This is a genomic window from Bradyrhizobium betae, from assembly GCF_008932115.1.
Classification (GTDB): domain Bacteria; phylum Pseudomonadota; class Alphaproteobacteria; order Rhizobiales; family Xanthobacteraceae; genus Bradyrhizobium; species Bradyrhizobium betae.
Map to the genome: position 1 here is coordinate 4,576,735 of NZ_CP044543.1, position 19,620 is coordinate 4,596,354.

Annotated in this window: 21 protein-coding genes; 16 read left to right on the forward strand and 5 right to left on the reverse strand. The window is 60.3% G+C overall.

Annotated features, from left to right (window positions below; genetic code table 11):
* Positions 1–698: 698 nt before the first annotated feature.
* The 3 genes from F8237_RS21895 to F8237_RS21905 are packed head-to-tail and all read left to right on the forward strand — an operon-like array spanning position 699 to position 3,006.
* Positions 699–1,337, forward strand: coding sequence for a YqaA family protein (locus F8237_RS21895; RefSeq protein ID WP_151647804.1), 639 nt, complete (start codon positions 699–701; stop codon positions 1,335–1,337).
* Complete coding sequence (locus tag F8237_RS21900; RefSeq protein ID WP_151647806.1) at positions 1,330–2,568, forward strand: OpgC domain-containing protein; 1,239 nt, start codon at positions 1,330–1,332, stop codon at positions 2,566–2,568. The genes F8237_RS21895 and F8237_RS21900 overlap by 8 nt, the downstream gene beginning before the upstream one ends.
* Positions 2,569–2,592: 24 nt before the next feature.
* Positions 2,593–3,006 (forward strand): DUF1622 domain-containing protein, encoded by a 414-nt coding sequence (locus F8237_RS21905; protein WP_151647808.1) that lies wholly within the window; start codon positions 2,593–2,595, stop codon positions 3,004–3,006.
* On the opposite strand, the gene F8237_RS21910 is transcribed toward F8237_RS21905, so the two are convergent.
* A complete protein-coding gene (locus F8237_RS21910) occupies positions 3,003–4,739 on the reverse strand; it encodes a DUF3141 domain-containing protein (protein WP_201280140.1) in 1,737 nt (578 codons plus the stop codon). The genes F8237_RS21905 and F8237_RS21910 overlap by 4 nt on opposite strands.
* 222 nt (positions 4,740–4,961) lie before the next feature.
* Here F8237_RS21910 and F8237_RS21915 point away from each other — a divergent pair, with 222 nt between their 5' ends.
* The 5 genes from F8237_RS21915 (at position 4,962) to F8237_RS21935 (ending at position 9,555) form a co-directional block, all read left to right on the forward strand.
* The gene (locus F8237_RS21915; protein WP_151647810.1) at positions 4,962–5,648 is read left to right on the forward strand and encodes a Spy/CpxP family protein refolding chaperone; all 687 of its coding nucleotides are present in this window, start codon (positions 4,962–4,964) and stop codon (positions 5,646–5,648) included.
* 332 nt (positions 5,649–5,980) lie between these two features.
* Complete coding sequence (locus F8237_RS21920) at positions 5,981–7,711, forward strand: 2Fe-2S iron-sulfur cluster-binding protein (RefSeq protein WP_244625946.1); 1,731 nt, start codon at positions 5,981–5,983, stop codon at positions 7,709–7,711.
* A gap of 1 nt (position 7,712) precedes the next feature.
* Positions 7,713–8,420, forward strand: coding sequence for an iron reductase (locus tag F8237_RS21925; RefSeq protein WP_151647813.1), 708 nt, complete (start codon positions 7,713–7,715; stop codon positions 8,418–8,420).
* Entirely contained in the window at positions 8,417–9,193 is a 777-nt protein-coding gene (locus tag F8237_RS21930) for a cytochrome c3 family protein (protein WP_151647815.1), read from the forward strand. The genes F8237_RS21925 and F8237_RS21930 overlap by 4 nt, the downstream gene beginning before the upstream one ends.
* A gap of 32 nt (positions 9,194–9,225) precedes the next feature.
* Positions 9,226–9,555: a hypothetical protein gene (locus F8237_RS21935; protein WP_028132993.1), complete on the forward strand. Its 330-nt coding sequence runs from the start codon at positions 9,226–9,228 to the stop codon at positions 9,553–9,555.
* A 44-nt stretch (positions 9,556–9,599) separates the two neighbouring features.
* On the opposite strand, the gene F8237_RS21940 is transcribed toward F8237_RS21935, so the two are convergent.
* Entirely contained in the window at positions 9,600–9,932 is a 333-nt protein-coding gene (locus F8237_RS21940) for a hypothetical protein (protein ID WP_151647817.1), read from the reverse strand.
* A 603-nt stretch (positions 9,933–10,535) separates the two neighbouring features.
* Here F8237_RS21940 and F8237_RS21950 point away from each other — a divergent pair.
* The 5 genes from F8237_RS21950 (at position 10,536) to F8237_RS21970 (ending at position 15,230) form a co-directional block, all read left to right on the forward strand.
* Positions 10,536–11,984, forward strand: a complete 1,449-nt coding sequence (locus tag F8237_RS21950) for a TolC family protein (RefSeq protein WP_151647819.1) — start codon at positions 10,536–10,538, stop codon at positions 11,982–11,984.
* A gap of 10 nt (positions 11,985–11,994) precedes the next feature.
* Positions 11,995–13,350, forward strand: coding sequence for a multicopper oxidase family protein (locus F8237_RS21955; protein WP_028132989.1), 1,356 nt, complete (start codon positions 11,995–11,997; stop codon positions 13,348–13,350).
* A gap of 47 nt (positions 13,351–13,397) precedes the next feature.
* Positions 13,398–13,889: a cupredoxin domain-containing protein gene (locus F8237_RS21960; protein ID WP_151647821.1), complete on the forward strand. Its 492-nt coding sequence runs from the start codon at positions 13,398–13,400 to the stop codon at positions 13,887–13,889.
* A gap of 33 nt (positions 13,890–13,922) precedes the next feature.
* Positions 13,923–14,228, forward strand: a complete 306-nt coding sequence (locus F8237_RS21965; RefSeq protein ID WP_151647823.1) for a copper-binding protein — start codon at positions 13,923–13,925, stop codon at positions 14,226–14,228.
* Between the two features lie 399 nt (positions 14,229–14,627).
* Positions 14,628–15,230 (forward strand): RNA polymerase sigma factor, encoded by a 603-nt coding sequence (locus F8237_RS21970; RefSeq protein WP_151647825.1) that lies wholly within the window; start codon positions 14,628–14,630, stop codon positions 15,228–15,230.
* Positions 15,231–15,498: 268 nt separating this feature from the next.
* Here the strand turns inward: F8237_RS21970 and F8237_RS21975 are convergent, their stop codons facing one another.
* The 3 genes from F8237_RS21975 to F8237_RS21985 all read right to left on the reverse strand — a co-directional run bounded on the left by F8237_RS21975 (position 15,499) and on the right by F8237_RS21985 (position 18,007).
* Positions 15,499–16,701 (reverse strand): acyltransferase family protein, encoded by a 1,203-nt coding sequence (locus tag F8237_RS21975; RefSeq protein ID WP_151647827.1) that lies wholly within the window; start codon positions 16,699–16,701, stop codon positions 15,499–15,501.
* Positions 16,702–16,852: 151 nt separating this feature from the next.
* The gene (locus F8237_RS21980; protein WP_151647829.1) at positions 16,853–17,545 is read right to left on the reverse strand and encodes a helix-turn-helix domain-containing protein; all 693 of its coding nucleotides are present in this window, start codon (positions 17,543–17,545) and stop codon (positions 16,853–16,855) included.
* Positions 17,546–17,755: 210 nt separating this feature from the next.
* The gene (locus F8237_RS21985) at positions 17,756–18,007 is read right to left on the reverse strand and encodes a hypothetical protein (RefSeq protein ID WP_151647831.1); all 252 of its coding nucleotides are present in this window, start codon (positions 18,005–18,007) and stop codon (positions 17,756–17,758) included.
* A 289-nt stretch (positions 18,008–18,296) separates the two neighbouring features.
* Between F8237_RS21985 and F8237_RS21990 the strand changes: the two genes are divergently transcribed.
* The 3 genes from F8237_RS21990 to F8237_RS22000 are packed head-to-tail and all read left to right on the forward strand — an operon-like array spanning position 18,297 to position 19,500.
* The gene (locus tag F8237_RS21990; RefSeq protein ID WP_151647833.1) at positions 18,297–18,548 is read left to right on the forward strand and encodes a DUF2933 domain-containing protein; all 252 of its coding nucleotides are present in this window, start codon (positions 18,297–18,299) and stop codon (positions 18,546–18,548) included.
* Positions 18,545–19,225 carry a methyltransferase family protein gene (locus F8237_RS21995; RefSeq protein WP_151647835.1) on the forward strand — a complete coding sequence of 227 codons (681 nt, stop codon included), beginning with the start codon at positions 18,545–18,547 and terminating at the stop codon, positions 19,223–19,225. Before F8237_RS21990 ends, F8237_RS21995 begins: the two co-directional genes overlap by 4 nt.
* Positions 19,225–19,500 carry a hypothetical protein gene (locus F8237_RS22000; RefSeq protein WP_028132981.1) on the forward strand — a complete coding sequence of 92 codons (276 nt, stop codon included), beginning with the start codon at positions 19,225–19,227 and terminating at the stop codon, positions 19,498–19,500. Before F8237_RS21995 ends, F8237_RS22000 begins: the two co-directional genes overlap by 1 nt.
* Positions 19,501–19,620 lie beyond the last annotated feature (120 nt).

Here is a 19,620-nt window from a genome sequence, read left to right on the forward strand (position 1 = left end):
GAGATCAACAATCGTCGTGTGGATGATCTAGTCGATGCACAAATTGAAGGCGCGGAGACGTGACGCAAGAGGCGATGTATTCTTACAGAGTTCGTTCAAATTCTTTCTCGCAAAGACTTCAGCTCAGCATCGTTTGCGACGAACGACGTGTCGATTCATTACGCCGATCGGAGCAAAAAGTTTTTCTTGGCGATCGGCTGCGCATCTGAGAGTGGTCAAGTCCGTTCACAAGCGGTCTGTCGGCATTGCGATCGGCCATCGATATTTCGAGGATAGGAAAGGCGCAATGGCCGCAACGCCGAATTGGATCATCGTACGCCCGCAGCGTAACGACGATCCGGACCGCTGCACTCGCTCGCCCGGCAGCTCAAGATAAGCCCCGGACTGTCGGGCATACTCTGTCGTCGCAGCGGGGATAACACTCGCGCGACGACAGAGTTCGAGCATTAAGATGGTGCATAATGTGGCTAGTCGAAAATTGATCCTTATTGGGCGCTGCCGAATCAACATCAACATCGTCGATTCGCGTTGCCATCTCACGTTCCGGCAGCCGAGACATCCTGAATCCGTATGAGCCTAACATCGACCATCTACTCCTGCGCCGATACCACGCGCCGTATAGCGGAGGCGAGGGCGGGAATCGCTTCCAAACGTCCTGAGCGAATCCGCTTCGCAAAGGTTCGCTCACCGGAGGGAAGATGATCGTTCACGCGACGACGCATAAGGTTGTCGCTATGGTGCTCGCCCGAGCCGAGCGCAGGTCGTTCGTTCCGTTGGTCGGGCTGACGGCATTTATCTCCGCGTTGTCGATGAGCGTGCCCGTGGAGTGGCTGGTCGTCGCTGCTTCATTGGCCAATCAACGCAGATGGATGTTGATCGCTTCGATCGCCGCGGTGGGAAGCGCGATCGCTTCGCTCGGTCTTTATCTCGCATTTCATCACTTCGGCTGGAATCTCTTGCTCGCCCGTTTTCCGGACCTCGCAGGCTCGCAAGCCTGGCTGCAAGCTACCGATTGGCTATCGAGATACGGTCTAATGGCGATATTCGGGCTGATGGCTTTGCCGTTGCCTTTCCCCAAGTTGCCCATGCTTGCGGTAGCGGGAATCTATCGGCTGCCAATCGCGGACGTCTTCGTCGCCATCCTTGTCGGCAAGATTATCAAGTATTTGGCCTACGCGTATTTGGCCACGCGGTTCCCATTGGCTCTGCGCTTTTTCACCGAACACGGCTGGATCGCTGCCAGCCTGACGGCGAGCCGCGAAGGGAGAACGCCGATCGTCTCTCCGTCGGTGCGCGGGGCCGGCAGCGAAAGAAGTGAGGAAGCTAGGATTGGCTGACGAAAAGACTGGAGGCTGGACGCTACAGATTGCCATCTTCATACAGGAGCGCTTCCGGGAGGCGACGACCCTAAGGTTCGGGCTGCCGAAACCGCAGAGAGATCTCCGACTGGACCTGTTTCGGGGTCTCGCGAATTGGCTGATCTTCCTGGGCCACATTCCCGATTCGATCCTGGCGTGGTTTACGACGCGAAACTACGGCTTCAGCGACGGCGCCGATTTGTTCGTGCTGATCTCCGGCTACACCGCGACGTTCGTGTTCGGCAGGATCATGATGGAGCACGGCTTCGTGATAGGCGCGACCAGGCTCCTTCGTCGGGTGTGGCAGCTCTACGTCGCTCATCTCCTATTGTTCTTCGCATATCTGACATCGGTGCACTATTTCGCGCACAAGTTCGATACGCCGCACTTGATGGACCAGTTCAATGTCAAGCTGCTGATGGACTTCCCGGTCGAAACCCTCACGCAAGGCTTCCTGCTGAAGTTCAAGCCGCTCAACCTGGACGTCTTGCCACTCTATATCGTGCTGATGGCGGCATTCCCGATTGTGCTGTGGTTCATGCTCAGATGGCGCAACGCCGTTATGATCGGTTCGATCGCGCTGTACCTCGCTGCGCGTCACTACGACTGGAATTTTGCGTCTTATCCCTCGGGGGTCTGGTACTTCAACCCGCTCACATGGCAGTTGCTTTTCGTCGCCGGTGCGTGGCTTGCTCTTGGAGGAGCCGCCGCGTGCAGTGCCCTACTTCGGTCGCCCATCATCCTGGCTCTGAGCGTCGCGTTTCTTCTGTTTGCCCTGATGGTCTCGCTGGCAGAGCGAATCCCGGAACTGCAACGTTACATTCCCGAGGTCGCCGCCGGAATGTTCATTCCAAACGACAAGACCAATCTTGCTCCCTACCGAGTCGCGCATTTGGCCAGCCTGGTATTCATCGGCATATCGCTGATTCCCGTCGATTGGCCCGGCCTTCAATGGCCCATCCTTAAGCCGCTGATCAGGTGCGGGCAGCAATCTCTGCCCGTGTTCTGCGTAGGGCTGTTCCTGTCCTTCATCGCCCATTTCGTTCTGGACTTCGGTTCGGAAGGCTTGTTGGCCCAGCTCCTGGTCGGAGGCGTGGGCCTGTGGATCCTGACGATGATTGCGTACTATCGAACCTGGTCAAAGCAGGTCGACAAGAGCTTGTCGTCCGGCCAAAGATCGAATTCATCGGGCGGCAATGTCGAATCGTGACGTTCGGTTTGCTTTGAGGTCGGCATGATAACTTCCGAGCGAATCTTCGCCGACCAGACGCAGGGCGCGATCCTGCACGGCCTTCATGGGACCGCATCCGCAATCGAACTGCTTGGAGTGCTGGTAATCGTGGGCGGCGTCGTGACTGCGACGGCGTTTGCGCTTCGCGAAATGCGGCAGGGAGCATTTGTCGATGCATTTCGGTCGTACCGGGCGAACCTTGGTCGAGGCATTTTGCTCGGGTTGGAGTTCCTGATCGCCGCAGATATCATCGGAATGGTCGCGATCGTACCGTCGTTCGATCGACTCGGAATTCTCGCGGTAATCATCGTGATCCGTACGTTCTTAAGCTTCTCCCTTCAGATCGAGATCGAAGGTCGGCTGCCTTGGCAGCGGCGCAAGCCGGCCGCCGATGAGGCGGATGGGGCGGAGCTCTAGGGCGACGATCCGGTGTCGCGGGAGGTTGGTATCCCATACAGGACCTGGAACATGCGCTCCAAAGAGGCGTCCCGATTCGATCGGGCCGTCTGGATCAGCGTGGTGACGAGACCGAAGAGGGTGCGCTCGCTCTTGAGGTAGGGATTGTCGTCTGAAAGGGGCGAGCGGTCGTCACGGATCGCCTTCGCAAGGCTTGGCAGGCCGTAAAGCCAAGGCGAAAAGGACGCCGAAAAGACATATCGACTCATCCGCATCGGGTGAAGCCATTTGGCGGTTTCCGCCAAGAAGGGATTGGAGCTCGCCCGAACGAGAGGGCTGAAGAAGGCGCCGTAGATGCTTTCACTCATTGCAGAGAAGTCTGCGATGCGCGCGAAGGCGGGATCCGGACGAGGAAACTTGAGATCTTCGACCTTCCGGGATTCAAACCGCACTGCAAAGGGTAGATTCGACGGGCTGTCCGAGGGGTCGCGATCCTCGATTTTCATTTCATACAGACCGGGCGCTAGGCCTTCGATTTCCGGCAGGCTGGCGAGAATGGCGCGATGTTCGCGTTGGGCGACTTTGCCGGAGACGAAGATCCCAAGATGACCCACGTGCGGGTTCGTCAAATAGACGATACGTTGGCCGGCCTCGATCAAATCTCCGGTCGTCGGATACACGATGGGAATCCAGCCGAGCGCCTGATGCGGCGGCGTGATGTTGTCGCCGTAGGACGCGAACACGACCAGCGGGTTCCGTATACGGCGCAGATCGGCAACGCAATGCTCGCAAATGCGGAAGCGGCCACCCTCAAGCTGGTTGCCTATGAAGAGGTTTTCGACGATCGCCAGAATTTCTTCCCTGCTCAGGAAGAAGAAGCTACCCCACCAGCGTTCGAATTCGAGAAAGCGTTCGCGTTCTCGATCGATATGCGTGAACAGTTGGACGTATTTCTCCCACTGCGCCTCGGGCTTCAGGCTCTCGAAGTTCTGGGCAAGCCACGCGCCGTCGAACCTTCCATCGCTGAGATCGGCAACGAGGTGTGCGAGCCAGGCTCCGCCGTTGAATCCCGCTGCGAGCCGAATCGGATTCACGCCGGCTTCGCCCGACCAATATGAGAGCGGGGAGCCGTTGAGTACCGCGGGGCCGACGAGACCGCTGCAGTCCGCGGAAAGCAGGGTCACCGCCCAACCGGCCTGGCAATTTCCGTACAGTATTGGTGGTTGCCCCGGATGCCGGGTGCTCACCGCCTCGACGAAGCGCCGAAGTGCGTGCAAGACGTCGGCGAGAGTCTGGCCGCGACACGGCTGAGGGAAGAAGGATACGAAATAGACCGGATGGCCCTCCGCCAGCGCGATGCCGACCTCGGAGTCCTGTTTGAATCCGCCGATGCCGGGTCCATGTCCTGCCCTCGGATCCAAGACCACCACAGGCGGTTTCGCCTCCGATCCGGTGTCCACATTTTCATCGAGGATGCGAAGCAGCACGTAGTTGACGGGGCGTACGAACTGGCGAGCGTCAACGATCGTCTCGAAGCGGAAGTCGAGCAGGGGCGGAGATCCTTGCCGTTCGTGTTCGATCAGGTTGTCCGCTCGTTGCCGAAGCGTGTCCCAGAACAGGATCGAGCGCTCTAGCAGATCTCGAGCGTATGCTTGCAGCGCATCGCCGCCTTCCGGCGAGCGGGCTGGGCGCGTTGGATCGTCGCCGAGCAAGTCTTTGGGTGTTGCGAGCTGCGAGTTGGTGGCGGCGTGCATCGACTGTTCCTGAAATCAGATCGCTTCGAAGGTTCGATGCTAATAGCGAAGTCGCTGTCGCGAGACGAGTGTAATTTTTTGACGGGTCGCGCGTCTATATCAGACAGTGCAGCGTAACACGCGAAGCTATCAACCGCGTTGTTGATCTACCTCAAGATTAGTCGCACTCGAGTTGGTTAGGGAGGCGGTCGACATTTGTCTGACTGAAAGTTGGAGGAGATTATGGTGACTGCGAAAAGGTTCATGGGGACTGCGGCGACGATCATCGTCATGAGTCTTGTTTCGGTTGGGCTGGCGTCGGCCGAAGTCGCTGCGAATGGACGTGAGCGGCTCGCGATGATGGACGACATGAAGATGAAGTCCGATTCGTCGAACCCTTCGAGCATGGGAAACATGGCCCAGCCCGGCGCTGCGAGCGGCGGGTCGGCAGACGACAAGATGAAGATGCAGGGGCCAGGTCAGATGCCGGGCCAGCAGCAGGACTCCGGCATGATGCAGATGATGCAGATGATGGAGCGAATGCACAATCGGATGTTACCGTCCGGCAGCGGCATGGGAGCGGGTGTCTCGGCGAGCGGTCCCATGGACGTCACCGAGCGGTTGGAAGGTCGTATCGCTTTCCTCAAAACCGAGTTGCAGATCAACGACAAGCAATTGACCGACTGGAATCTCTTGGCCGATGCGTTGCGTTCGAGTCGGCAACACCTATTGGAGGCGCGAAAGCAGCTTGTCATGGACGACAACATGACGGGGCCCAACCGCATCGTTCGGTATGAGCAGCACCTGAACGAGCGTTTGGAGGCGATCAAATCGGCTCGCACCGCCTTCAGTCGGCTCTACGGATCGCTCAGTGACGGGCAAAAGCAGACGGCGGACTCCATCCTGCTGCCTTTGATCGCGACGTTCTGACGAAGGCATGCTTGAAAACGACGATCGTATCGATGCCCAAATTCGCCTCCCGACGTAGCGCTGCTTTGCGAGCGGTGATCCTTTGCGCTTCGCTTCTTGCGACGGCCGGGCTGGCGGCGTCGCCCTCATCCCTCGGGTTGACCCCGGGGGATGCACGCCGACTTGGCGAGCCTGCCGAGACACGTTCGGCATGGCGCTTGGCGGAGGGCGGGGATAGTCACTCCGCGCACCACCCGAATAGCTCCGATGCGGGAAGCGCCGGTGCGCCGATGGCAAGCCCACCGTCGGGAGGCTCGGCGCCCGCAGCAGCGCCGAGCGAGTCGAATTCCGGCATGATGGGTATGATGGGCGAGATGATGGGGCGCCCGCGTAAGGAATTCTATCCGTCGCTGATGGAAATGCCCGCTCTGTCCGCCGAGCGTCGACGCGAGCTCGAATCTCAGGCACGCGCGCGCATCGGCGCCGAAATCGATGGCATGGCCAACGCGGAAATGGCGCTGCGGCACGCCCTCGCGTCAGGGAGGGTCATCGAAGCGGACCTTGCTTCGCGCCAAATTCGGGAGGCCCTCAACCAGGTGCAGAGCGGCGTGGTCGTGTTGCGCTCGCTCGAGGAAGGAAAGTCTCCGCAGCAGATCGCGCAGAACTGGTTCAAGAGCCAGATGAATCTTTCGCAATCGGAGGATCCTCCCTCCGACGGAGTGCTGGGCGTTTCGTGGTTCCACGTCATCACGATGGGCCTGCTCGCGATCGTCTCGTTCGGCATGCTGGCCGTCTATGCCGTGCGCATGCGTCGGGCCAACGCGCTCGTCGATCGATTGACCAGGGTGCCGGTGCCTGCGTCCGGTTTGATACCTGGACCCGCAGTCCAGATGCCGGATACGCCGAAAGGGAAGGCCGCTGTCGCTGCGGGCCCTGCAGCGGGCGGCGGCTCCCGGACCGAGGAAATCATCGTGCCGGCCGCGGCGACGCCTTCCGCGCCCAAGCGGAGAGGAGTTTGGAAAGGCAAATTGAAGGTCTCCGCAATCTTCAACGAAACGCCGAGTTCTAGGACCTTTCGGCTCCAGAATCCGCAAGGCGGCGCCATTCCCTTCGAATTCCTGCCGGGCCAGTTTCTGACCTACTCCGCACAGATCGACGCGAAGACCGTCAGACGATCCTACACGATCGCGTCCTCTGCGGCTCAGACGGCCTACGTGGAGACGACAATCAAGCGCGAAGATGGAGGCGTGTTCTCCGAGTACATGCACGACGAAATCAAGGAAGGCGATCTGTTGGACGTGATGGCGCCTTCCGGGGCCTTCACTTTCACCGGCAAGGAGGCAGACAGCGTCGTGCTTATCGGTGGAGGGGTCGGTATTACCCCATTGATGGCAGCGATTAGATATCTCTTCGATATTTCCTGGCCCGGGGAGGTCTATCTGGTCTACGGCGCGCAGACGACCGAGCAGTTCATCTTTCGTGACGAACTGGAGTATCTGCAACGCAGGATGAACAACCTCCACGTTGCCGCCACCATGGCGCGCGCGGCAGGTACGGCCTGGATGGGGAGCGAGGGCCAGATCACGGCCGAGTTTCTTGCGCGCTCGGTCCCCGATCTGTCCAAGCGGCGCGTCCATCTATGCGGCCCTCCTGGAATGATGCAGGCACTCAAGAAGACGCTCGTCGAACTTGGCGTACCGCCGGAGCAAATCAAGTCGGAGGCGTTCGGACCCGCACTCGGCGCCGTACCGCCTCCGGGACGGACGGTTATCAAAAGTGGGGAGTCCGAGATCAAGGGCGGGACGCCTTCGATCGGCCCGGCGACGGCCTCCATCCGATTTGCCAAGTCCGGCAAGGCAGCTCCGTTGCCTCCGGACAAGAGCGTACTTGAAGTCGCAGAGTCCATCGGCGTCTCGATCGACTATTCCTGCCGTGCGGGCACCTGCGGTATCTGCAAGACCCACCTCATCGAAGGCAGCGTCACGATGGAAGTCCAGGACGCCCTTACCGAGGAGGACAAGGCGGAGGGGATGATACTGGCCTGCCAGGCGAAGTCGGTCGGGAATCTGGTCGTCGAGGCTTGAGATGGGCGGCAGGGAGCGATCGATCGTCGATATCGTCTTCGCGAGCCTCTTGCTGCTGGCTCCGGCGTTTCTTCTCCACTCCGATCCGAGATTTGCGGGAAGCCTGGCCGGCTTCGCTTTGGGAGCATCAGCAGCCGGCTTGATGGTGCTCCTTCTCATCTACCCCCTTGCGAAGTACGTGCGCGGCTTCAAGCCTCTTCTCGGCCGTATCGTCTCCATGCGCACGCTGTTGGAATTTCACGTCTACGCCGGGATAGTCGCGGCCTTCCTCGGGCTCCTCCATACGGGACACAAGTTTCAAAGCCCGCTGGGAATAGCGCTCATCGTCAGCATGCTCGTCGTGGTCGTGACCGGCTTCGTGGGGCGGTACTACCTGCCGCAGACTGCCGCCGAGATCCGCGAACAACAATCCCGCCTCGCTACGCTACGGGCCGCCTACGATCGGACCGCGCTTGCCCTTGCGGAGAGTGAGATCGGTGATCCCGGCGTTGCGCCTCCGGCAAGCGCATCGGCTGTGCAGGAGGTTCCGATACTGCAGGTCGTCGAGGGCATTTCGGACATCGAATATTCGATCGGATCCCAGGAGGCCATCAAGAAGGTCTTCATGCAGTGGATCGGTGTTCACGTAGTCGCTGCGATCGCGATGTACGCGATGCTGGCGCTGCATATTGCCGGAGAGGTCTACTACGGACTTCGGTGGCTCACGTGAGCTTCAGAGCCATCGTCTACAGCGTGTGCATCACGCTCGCCGTCGCCGGCGTGGCAGCGGTATCCGCCGCGCTGTACAAAGGCGGCTCGTCGTCTGTTGTGGGGTGGAGGGATGCAGTAGTTCCCGGACCTCTCTCGGAAAAGCACGCGTTCCTGGCGGACAAGTGCGAAAGCTGCCACACGCCGGTGAGGGGCGTCGAGACTTCCACCTGCATCGCCTGCCATACGACGGCCGCCGCGGACCTGGGAAAGCAGGCGACGGCGTTCCACGCGACGAGCAAAGAGTGCCGAGGATGTCATCTCGAACATGCGGGTGGCGCCCGTCCGACCAAGATGGATCACGCAATGCTCCTGCGGATCGGCGGCTTTTCCCGAGAGCGCGACGTTTCGGCGAACGCGATCACCGGTCAGATGATCTCGGATCTGAAGGATTTCCTGAAAGTCCCGAAGTCTGACGAAGCGGAAAAGACCGATCTCGAATGTGCGAGTTGCCATAGCAATCGAGACCCACACCGAGGATTGCTTGGGCCCGAATGCGGCGGCTGCCACGCGCTGGCTTCGTGGAGTATTCCGCAGTTTCTCCATCCGTCTCCCACCTCCAAGGAATGCGCGCAATGCCATCAGGCTCCGCCAAGCCATTACATGCATCACTTCGTCATGATGGACCGATCGATCACGGGACAGGAACATGCCAGCGTCGAGCAATGCTTCCTTTGCCACCGCACCGACTCGTTCAACGACATCAAAGGTGTTGGATGGTTCAAGCACCATTGATTCAAGTTGCCCGACGCCTTTCAAGCCGATTCTTGATCTGGATCAACTTTGTGCGGCGTATGTGCCGCTATCATAAAGTTGAAATCATGGCTCCGAGCGCCAGTGTGCCCGACGCCAATGAAGCGATGCCGATTGGGCAGGGGCGACTTTGGTGTCTTTCGTTGCTGCTGATCGTGTCCATGGCTGCGGTCGATGCTCACGCCGGTGTGACCATCTCGGACCGACGCTACTGGCCCAGCGAGGCGCGGACCAGCCCGGGACGATTGATCGACATTCTTCCTCAGCCCTATGTCTACCCTGAAGCCGGTGTCGCAGCGGGGTCCCGGATCACGCCCCGTAAGAAACCGAGGAGGAACCGGTGACTGCGGAACATCCCGCTTGGCCGATCGCCGGCAATGACGTTCCGCTATTGGCGCGGTGCGTAATAGGAGCTATATTTCGCGCGTTCGACCGACGGAAATGGGATGATTAGACTAACGAGGCCAGCGCGCAGGTGGTGGGGTGGTTTGTCGCCATCACGTATCTGCTTGGCTCGCTGACCCCCTCTCTGGCGGTCCCGCTTCCCGCCGATCTCGCCCAACTGTTGGTTCAGCGATCTCAGGTCGCCGATCACGCGCACGATCATCAGCATGGCCATAGCCACCAGCACGGTCACGATCACCAGCATGCCCTCAGCGACCATGAGCATGGTGCGTCCGGACAGCAGCACAGCCATGGTGGTGATAAGGTAGCGAGCCATTCACACCAGGAGGTTGCGCCGGCGTCCGATCCCGTCGATCGCGATTCTGACGACCAGCATGGCAATTGCTGCGGCTCCGTATTGTGTCTTAGCGCGGTCTCTCCTAAATCGCCTTCACTCCTCCAGTTCGCGCCTCTGCAATCCCGGTGCGAACTCAAGCCGGACTCCGTTTGCGCCGGCGAAGCGCTCGGTCCGCTTTATCGGCCGCCAATAGCCTGAAAGCACGCAATTGATGGGCAGTCGCGCTCCTTTTCGGGGCGCGAGTAGTCGTACGTCCGTGCTTATCAGGGGAAATCTATGTTGGCGCAAATGGTGGCGAATGACGCCGCCGCATCGAATGCATTCTCGCGAATGAAATCTAGGCGCGCGATCGCAAAGCGCGCGATTCTGATCGGTCTGCTCTGCCCGCTTCTCGCCGGCTGTGCAGTCACGACGCCCGTCAAAAATCCGGATCCAGCAGACCCGACGGCCAAGGTGGCCCGCGTCGGATATGCACCCACGACCAGGCCCTACGTCAGTCTCCGGCCAGCGGCGCCGGTCGGATGGCGGGAGCAGAACCAGCGCGTGGCACCTGCGCCGAAGAACGAAAAGTAGGGGGAAGGCATGCAGCTTGCCACTTCAAACCGTACCTCGCTCATTTCCACATCGAGGCCAGGAATCGTTGCGCTGTCGTTCGCGCTGCTGCTTTCGGGCTGCGCCGCATTCTCTCCGGATGCGGGCATGTCCGGCGTCGCCGACGTCGTGTCCAATACGATCAGGAAGGATGTGATCGCCGTTCGATCCGTCGAAGACGGCGAACGAGCCGATGCCCTGGTGACGCAGCTCCTACGCCGGACCTTGTCGGTGGAGTCCGCGGTCCAGATCGCGTTGCTAAACAATCGGGGCCTCCAGGCCGCCTACAACGAGCTCGCCCTGGCCGAAGCCGACGCGATCGAGCAAAGCCTGCCGCCTAATCCCACCTTTTCCCTTTCCCGCATATCGGGGGACGGCGGATTCGAGTTCGAGCGTCAAGTCGTCGGGGACATCCTCGCGTTGGCGACGCTGCCGTTCCGCTCGGAAATCGCCCGACGACGATTCCATGAAGCGCAACTGCGTGCAGCGTTGGAGACACTGCGTCTGGCTGCCGACGTGAGACGGGCATACTACCAGGCAGTCGGATCCAGCGAGCTGGCAGCTCTCCTGTCCGACACGAAGACGACGGCCGAGACCATCGCCCAGCTCGCGGAGAAGCTCGGGCAAACCGGTGGTCTGAACAAGTTGGATCAGGCGCGCGAACAGGTCTTCTACGCGGAAATCACCGCCGATCTCGCTACCGCCCGGCAACAAGCCACGTCCGCACGGGAACGGCTGGCAAGACTGCTCGGCGTCTGGGGCGGGCAGGTCGATTTCAAGCTCCCCAAGGCTTTGCCTGCACTACCCCGCAGTCCAAAGTCGCTCCCGAACATCGAAGTGGAGGCTGTAGGTCGTCGCGTCGACCTTCAGATGGCTCGCATCGAACTCGATCTTCTGGCCAAGGCGCTCAATCTGACGGAGGCGACGCGCTTCGTCACGTTGCTCGATCTCGCCGGCATTAGCCGGAAGACCAAGGAGCCCGAAGGAACGCCGTTCCGACAACGCGGCTTCGATCTTCAGCTGCAGATCCCGATCTTCGATGGTGGCGAGGTGCGCGTCCGCCAGTCCGCCGAAAGTTACAACATCGCCCTCAATCGGCTGACCGAGAAAGCGGTGAACGTGCGTTCCGAAGCGCGAGACGCATATCGGGTCTACCGCTCCACCTACGATATCGCCGGCCACTACCAGCGAGAGGTGGTGCCGTTGCGGAACATCATCTCGGATGAAGCGCAACTCCGTTACGGCAGCATGCAGATCGACGTCTTTGCGTTGCTGGCGGAGGCGAAGCTGCGGATCGCCGCGCAGCGCGCTTCGATCGATGCCCGGCGCGACTTCTGGCTGGCGCACTCAGACCTGCGGAGCGCGGTCGATGGCGGAGGCCGTTCCGAAAATCAACCAGAGAGCCGTCCATCGACCAATTCGTTGGCGAGCGGAGGATGAGGAGATGAGCATGATATCGAGACGAAACTTTCTCGGCACCGCAACGGCGCTTGCGAGCGCGAGCATGGTCTCCGGACGCGTGCAGGCGGCGAGCATTCCCGAGGCGCCGACGACAGACAAGGTGACGAGCCAACCACCGCTCTATCCGACGAGCGGACGAGAGTATCGCCCCGTCGTGACCCTCAACGGCTGGTCGCTGCCTTGGCGGATGAACGGGGATTGGAAGGAATTCCACCTGGTCGCCGAACCCGTCGTCCGTGAATTCGCACCCGGCATGAAGGCTCACCTCTGGGGCTACAACGGCCAGACGCCGGGGCCGACGATCGAGGCCGTCGAAGGCGACAAGGTCCGCATCTTCGTCACGAACAAGCTGCCGGAATACACGACAGTGCATTGGCACGGCATGATCCTGCCGTGCGGCATGGACGGCGTCGGCGGCCTGACCCAGCCCCACATCAATCCGGGCAAGACGTTCGTCTACGAGTTCGAGCTCAAGCACAGCGGCACCTTCATGTACCACCCGCACGCGGACGAAATGGTCCAGATGGCGATGGGCATGATGGGAATGTTCGTGGTCCACCCCAAGGACCCACGCTTCCGGCCGGTCGACCGCGACTTCGTCTTCGTCATGAGCAGCTACGACATGGACCCGGGGACCTATGTGCCGAAGGTCACCGAGATGACGAATTTCAACATGTGGTCGTGGAATGCGCGCGTCTTCCCCGGAATCGATCCCTTGCCCGTAAGGCTCGGCGATCGCGTGCGCGTCCGGATCGGCAATCTCACGATGACCAACCATCCGATCCACCTTCACGGCCACAGCTTTTCGGTAAGCGGCACGGACGGGGGCTGGGTTTCGGAGAACGCACAGTGGCCGGAGACCACGATCGATGTCCCGGTGGGATCGATCCGGGCTTTCGAAGTTCTGGCCGACAACCCCGGCGACTGGGCGTTCCACTGTCACAAGTCGCATCACACGATGAATGCGATGGGGCACGATCTCAGAACTCTCATCGGCGTCTCGAAGAAAGATATCGCGAAAGCGGTGAAGAGGCTCGCCCCGGATTCGATGGCGATGGGGTCGACCGGCATGGCCATGGGCGAAATGGAGATGCCGCTTCCCGACAATACGCTGCCCATGATGACGGGGTCCGGACAGTTCGGCCCGATCGAAATGGGCGGCATGTTCACGGTCGTAAAGATCCGTGAAGGCATGGCGCGCGACGACTACAGCGATCCGGGTCCGTACAAGTTTCCTCAAGGAACGGTTGCCTACGAAATCGAGACGCCGGCTACGGCGCCATCGCGGCAAGACGGCCGACCGGACGGCGGCCATCGGATGCCGATGAAGGGAATGAAGGGATGAGACGCCTGAAGACACCGAGCATGAAACCCCAGCAAGGAAGACAAGCGATGAAGAACTACACCAATGTGATCGCCGCAGTCGCGATGACGATGTCCCTTTCGACCGCAACGTTGGCCGGCCCCGGTCATCACGATGGGCACCAACACGATGAACAATCGTATTCCGCAGGCGAACCTGGCGACCCCAAAAAGCCGGCCCGTATCGTGCCGATCACGATGGGCGAGCCCGGCGGCAAGATGGCCTTCGTGCCGGACAGGGTCGAGGTGAAGAAGGGCGAACAAGTGAAGTTCATGCTGCGGAACAGCGGAGAACTCGACCACGAATTTGTACTCGCGACCCCGGCGGAGAATCTCAAGCACGCCGAAGCGATGAGGAAAAATCCGGACATGGAGCATGACGACCCGAACGCGAAGCGGCTCGCGCCGAAGGCGACGGGCGAGCTGGTCTGGAAATTCAGCAAGGACGGCGAGTTCGAATTCGCCTGTCTCATTCCGGGTCACCGCGAGGGCAACATGATCGGAAAGATCGTCGTGAAGTAAGTCGGCCATAGCAAGAAGAAGAGGAAGAGTAGGATGTTGAAGTTATCCGTGAGATCCGCACTGTTTGCCGTCGCCATCTCGGTCGCTCCCGTCGCCGCGTTCGCGCAAGCGAACCTCGTCACCGGAGAAGTGAAGAAGGTCGACGAGGGCGCCGGCAAGATCACCCTGAAGCATGGCCCGATAAAGAGCCTGAATATGGACGACGAGGAGATGACCATGGTCTTCCGGGTCTCCGATCCGTCGATGCTCAAGCAGGTCAAGGCCGGCGATAAGGTCCAGTTCGAGGTCGAACGACAGACCGGTGGCATCACGATCACCAAGCTTCAAAAGGCGAAATGACCGCGGCCGTCGGGGCGATCGGTGAATCGGCCCCGACGGCAACCGCGGTGTGATCAAGCCTGGAGATATCGGCCGGGGACCTGCAACGAAGTCTTCCCCGATGGTGTGGACCATGGGACAGCATGAATTCAGAATTGGGACGGAACGCTCCGAAGGCGAACTTGTGCCACGCGTGCCAACGACGCTTGACTGTTGGGCACCCGAAATCGGTCTCGGCCAGACCGAGGAGTTATCATCCGCGGGACGTCTCGCGTCGCGAGGCCTAGCTTCCGTCGTCTTCGACTTTTCGGCTGCAGCCGCCGTGATCGGGATTCCGCTCGCGCTATCTCTTGCGCAAGAGGTGTCTCGTCCATGCGTCGATCACGACGCGCTCGCAGGTGTCACACCCGGGCGATCGAGATGAAATTGGCGCGCGATAACTTATTGGTCGCTGCGAACCCGCATGGGTTACGGACGCCGGCAACCGCGCGCACTGCCGTTCGGACGGCGATCGTGGACAGCTACGATCGTCTGCGGAATTATCTTCAGAGGCGCTTCAACTCGGTCGCGGATGCGGAGGAGGTGCTGCAGGTGTTCGTCTTGAAGGCGCTCGAGCGGTCTGCCGACGTCAGAGATGCGGAGTCGGTGCGCGGTTGGCTCAGCAAGGTCTTGGCGACAACCATCGCCGATTTTCACCGGCAGACATCGCGACACAAGATCAGAGAGACACCACTCTCCACCGAACTAAGCGATCGACTTGCGGCAGTTACCGAAGTCGAATTGGCGTGCGAATGCCTCTACGCGCACTTGCTATCGCTGAAGTCGGAACATGCCGAGGTCATCCGACGAGTGGATCTTGGCGGCGAGTCGAGGGAGGCGGTGGCGGCCGATCTCGGAATAACGGTGAACAATCTTACGGTGCGCCTTTATCGTGCTCGTCAGGCGTTGAAGGAGCGCCTCGAAAGCAGATGCGTGATCTGCCGTGAAGAAAGCTTTTGGGCGTGTCGCTGCGACCGGCCATAGGTCCCGTGCTGAATCCCGCTCCGCGCCGACCGCAGGACCGCGCTTCGCGCTTGACGTCCATTGAGCGGCGTCCATCGGGAGTTGCTTGCAGGTCGCCCGCGGTGACACGCGGCAGCCCATCACGCTCCTGTCGGAGAGAACGGTGGCATGAGTGCTTCCAAAGGTCTATCGCAAGTGCGGAGCCGTGGTTGCCCCGATTCAGGGCCTCCAGCCGCGTTTGCGCCGACGTGAGCCATCCCGCGACGACTGCATGCGTAGAAAGTGAAGGTTACAGCACCCGCTGCGCGCCGGGGAGAGCTCGCAAGACTGTCGTCGTGGCCAGGCTGAGCAAAACGGTCAGCACGAACGTGATGAGCGCTTTGGCAATTGCGTCAAGGTCCACGTCGAACAGACCGTACTGAATCCAGAGCACGATCGGGTAGTGCACCAGGAACATGCCATATGCATATGGTCGGATCGAATCCAGCAGAGGCAAGGCGGATCGGTTCAGTCTGAGAAAGTGACCGAGTAAGGCGAACATGATCGCTGCGCTAAAGACGACAAACAGAAAGCCGTAACTCACCTCATACCAGGCGGGCAGCCACGCGGGATTGCCGAGGTGCTCCCGCTTCACGTAAATCAGGACCCACAGCAGGCAATATGTAACGATGGCGGCGAGCGCCCAACTCAAGCGAGATCTCTGGAGCTGCCCATTCGTGCCGAGCAGGCCGCGGTCCAAATTGGCCGCGCCGACGGCGGCACCGAGGAAGAAGTAGCTCGGATAGAGCAAGACGCGACTCGCCTGTACGGAAAGCGGGCCGAACTCAAACCAATGACCGGCGCCGAAGTAGACACGCAACGGGGTATAGGCCGCTCCAGTGACAACCAACAGGATTGCAAAGAACTCATGCGGCCGATCGTAACTGCGTACCGATAGCAGGTTCACCGGGTCCAACAAACGGGGCGCGACTCGGCTGAGGGCGCACGCCACGACGTCGCACGCCAATAGCACCCAGAGGAACCAGACCGGCCCGCTTGGCCACGGCCCAACCGTGATCGTCTTCAGCCAGAATTCGACAAAGCTGATATCCGGAGTCCGCCGCAGTTCGAGAGCATAGTAGGCGAGGGGAATGATGGTGAAGACTGCGATCACGAAGGGTAGCCCGAGCCTGACCAAGCGTTGAGACAGAAACTCCGGAGCTGCCTTGTGAGCCAGGCCCGGCCACACGAACAGCCCCGAAAGGAAGAAGAACATAGCCATGAAGAAACTGTCGTTGGCCAGCACGATCGTATCGAAGCCGATCCACTTCTCAGCGTCGGTTCCGCCGAAGTAGGTGTAGGGAATGACGGCGTGATGCAGGAGCACCAGTAGCATCAATAACGCACGGACGCGATCGATCGCAGCGTTGTGCACTGTGACCTGCCGAATGGCACGATTGTTCTCGGGTTCGGCGTGCGACCGCGGGGCTCGGAATAGCAGGGCGATATCCATCGTGAGGGACGGGCGACGATGACGTGCGTCGACCGGAAACAAATGAGCGCGATAGATAGACGCCGTGCGAGGAAATTTCTTACAGCATTCGACTTCCGTGCGGCCAGTTACTCCGCGGTCGTTGTGCGGATGAGCCGCAGCGCGGCCGAATTCAGGAAACGAGCTTCCTGAGAGCCTTGTCGTTCAGGACTTGGATCCGGCGTCGGCTCAGCGACTTGATCAGGCCTGCGCTTTCCAATTGTCTCATCGTTCGTGAGACCGTCTCGATCGTGAGCCCCAGGTGCTCGGCGACGTCCTTGCGTGGCATCGGCAGCGTGATGAATTTCTGTGTCTCGCTGCGGGCCGTCATTCGAACGAGAAACCAGGCGATGCGTTCTTCAGCCGTCTTGTTGAGCAGAAGGGTCTGATCCTGAAGACGGACGAGTTCGTCGTCCTTCACCTGAAGGAGCTGGTGCGTGACGTCCTTTCGACGGCCAGTCAATTTGGCGATCGTGTGTACATTGATGACCCTTATTTGCGTATCGCCGATCGCGTAGGCGGACAGCGAGTGCGCGCTTCCCATCTCAAGGCCGAAATAATCACCTGGCAGGTAGAAGTCTCGAATTTGCCGTCGGCCGCCGTTGGATATCCATACGGTCCTGACGGCGCCCGTCAGCACGCGATAAAGGTAGAGAGCGGGCTGGCCCTGGCCGAATATCTCGGCCCCCCGCTTGTACTGAACGATCTTCCCCATATGCGCGATCGGTTCGTCGCCGGCCGATTTTCTGCTCTTCGAGGAGGAGGGAAGAGAGCAGTCGTCGAAGCAGTTGACGGAACACCGCTCGTCGGCAATCAGGGCAGGCATGGACGTTCTCGCTGAAGATAGTTTACGGGACCTGCAGGGTCGCGGCGACGCAGGCGCAGCCCGCTGAAGTGAGTCTTGATCACCACATCGAATAGCCGACATCGACGTTAGCAGGGTGCGCCCGCCGAGCGATGGCCGACTGGCCCGAACGATCGAAAGAGCGAGTGCCTTTCGGGCCAGTGGATGCGGTAGCGAACCTGAGTCGCTGAGCTAGTTTTTCTTCGGTCCGATGTGATGCGGCGTCGGAGAGTTAGGACCACCGGTGTAGTGGTGGCTTCCTCCGTCGGAAGCGGCCTTCGGGCCCGTGTCCTCTTTCGCCCCCATGTGATGCGGCACCTCGGTCTTGGGTCCGCCGGAGTAGTGGTGGCCGTTCTTTTCGTCCGGTGTCGTTGTTTGTGCGACCGCGGGCAGCGTGGCGAAGCCAAGGGCGATGGTGGCGACGAGTAGTTGACGACGGATCATGAGTCCTTCTCCCGTGTACTTTCAAGTGAAGTGAGATGAAGCTCTTAGACCGCAGATCTCGCGTGAGAACCTTGATTCACATCAACAAACAGGATCGATTGTTTGCCTTCGCGCGACGCAAATTTGAGCGTGTCCTCAAGTCTCTCGGCGCGGTGAGGCACTCAGGAAAACGCGCGCGGATATGTCGCGACAACGCCCATCGGCGAGACCACGACGTGAAAGTTGATGTGGGTCAAGAAGCACAAAACACATCTGGTGTATGTTCTCAGATTGTCAGGGGAACACGCAGATGCTTTCGAGAGACTACGCCGGACATGAGGAGCGCACGCGAGAAGGCATGTCGGTCAAGGCGCGAGCCGGCATAGTGCTGTTCGGATTCCTGATCGTCGCCGGAGCCCTTCTGTTCACCGAGCACCGGGCTCACGTGCTCGGCGTGTTGATCTGGCTGCCACTTCTTGCTTGCCCGTTGATGCATTTTTTCATGCATGGCGGTCATCACCACGATCGACACGGCGGCAATGATGGACCGAGGTCGTCATGAGCGAAGCGACGCCGGCCTACGGCCTATGGAGCCTGGTGATCGTCAACTCGGCGATCTTCATCCTGTTCGCATACACCTTCTTCAAACCACAGACGCCGCAGGACTGGAGCTCGTTCGGTGCCTTCAGCGCGTTCTTGATCGCGCTGTTCGTGGAGATGTACGGCTTTCCGCTTACCATATACTTCCTGTCGGGAGGGCTGCAGTCTCGCTTCCCCGACGTGAATTGGTTCTCGCACGACGCCGGCCATCTTCTCGAGATGATGTTCGGCTGGAAAGCCCACCCGCATGCAGGACCATTCCATATCCTGAGCTTTCTCCTGATCGGCGCCGGCTTCCTGCTGATCTCCTCTGCCTGGAAAGTGCTCTACGAAGCGCAGCGGGTCCGTGGCATGGCCACGGCCGGCCCCTATGGCTTCGTAAGGCACCCGCAATACGTCGGGTTCATTCTTGTGATGCTCGGCTTTCTCGTCCAGTGGCCCACCATTCTCACGCTTGCGATGTTTCCGGTGCTGGCCGCCATGTACGTGAAACTGGCCCGCAGCGAGGAGCGTGCGGTTAGGGCGCAGTTCGGGGAAGGCTACGACAAGTACGCGGCCGAGGTGCCCGGATTCATCCCGCGTATAGGTCGTGTCATCGGGCGGAACTCTTCTGACGGCTACCGACACGGGGGAGTTTGATGGACGCACTGAAGGAAGGGCGCATTCTTGCGCTCGAATGCATCATACGCAGCCAGCTCGTCGATCGCGCGTTGGAAAACAGCAGTCCCGTGACTTGGCTCCACAGGGTCCGGGATTCCATGCGGGGGCCACTTCAAGCCGCGCAAAGCGACCGTATCCCCTCGAACCAAGCGGTAGCGGAAGGAGGCAAGGCGCTGGACGAACTCTTCCGGCAGGCCGAGATAGAGGTAAACGCAAGCCTCGAGAGAACTCCCCGCGAATTTCCCTGCGATTGAAACCCTCCGGCAGAGAGGGGTGACCAGATCCAACGCCGGAACCTGTCGCGGGCGGGGCATAGCGGGGTTTTAAGCGATCGGCGTTTGCGGTCACCTCGGGGCGACGCCGTACAGGTGGGC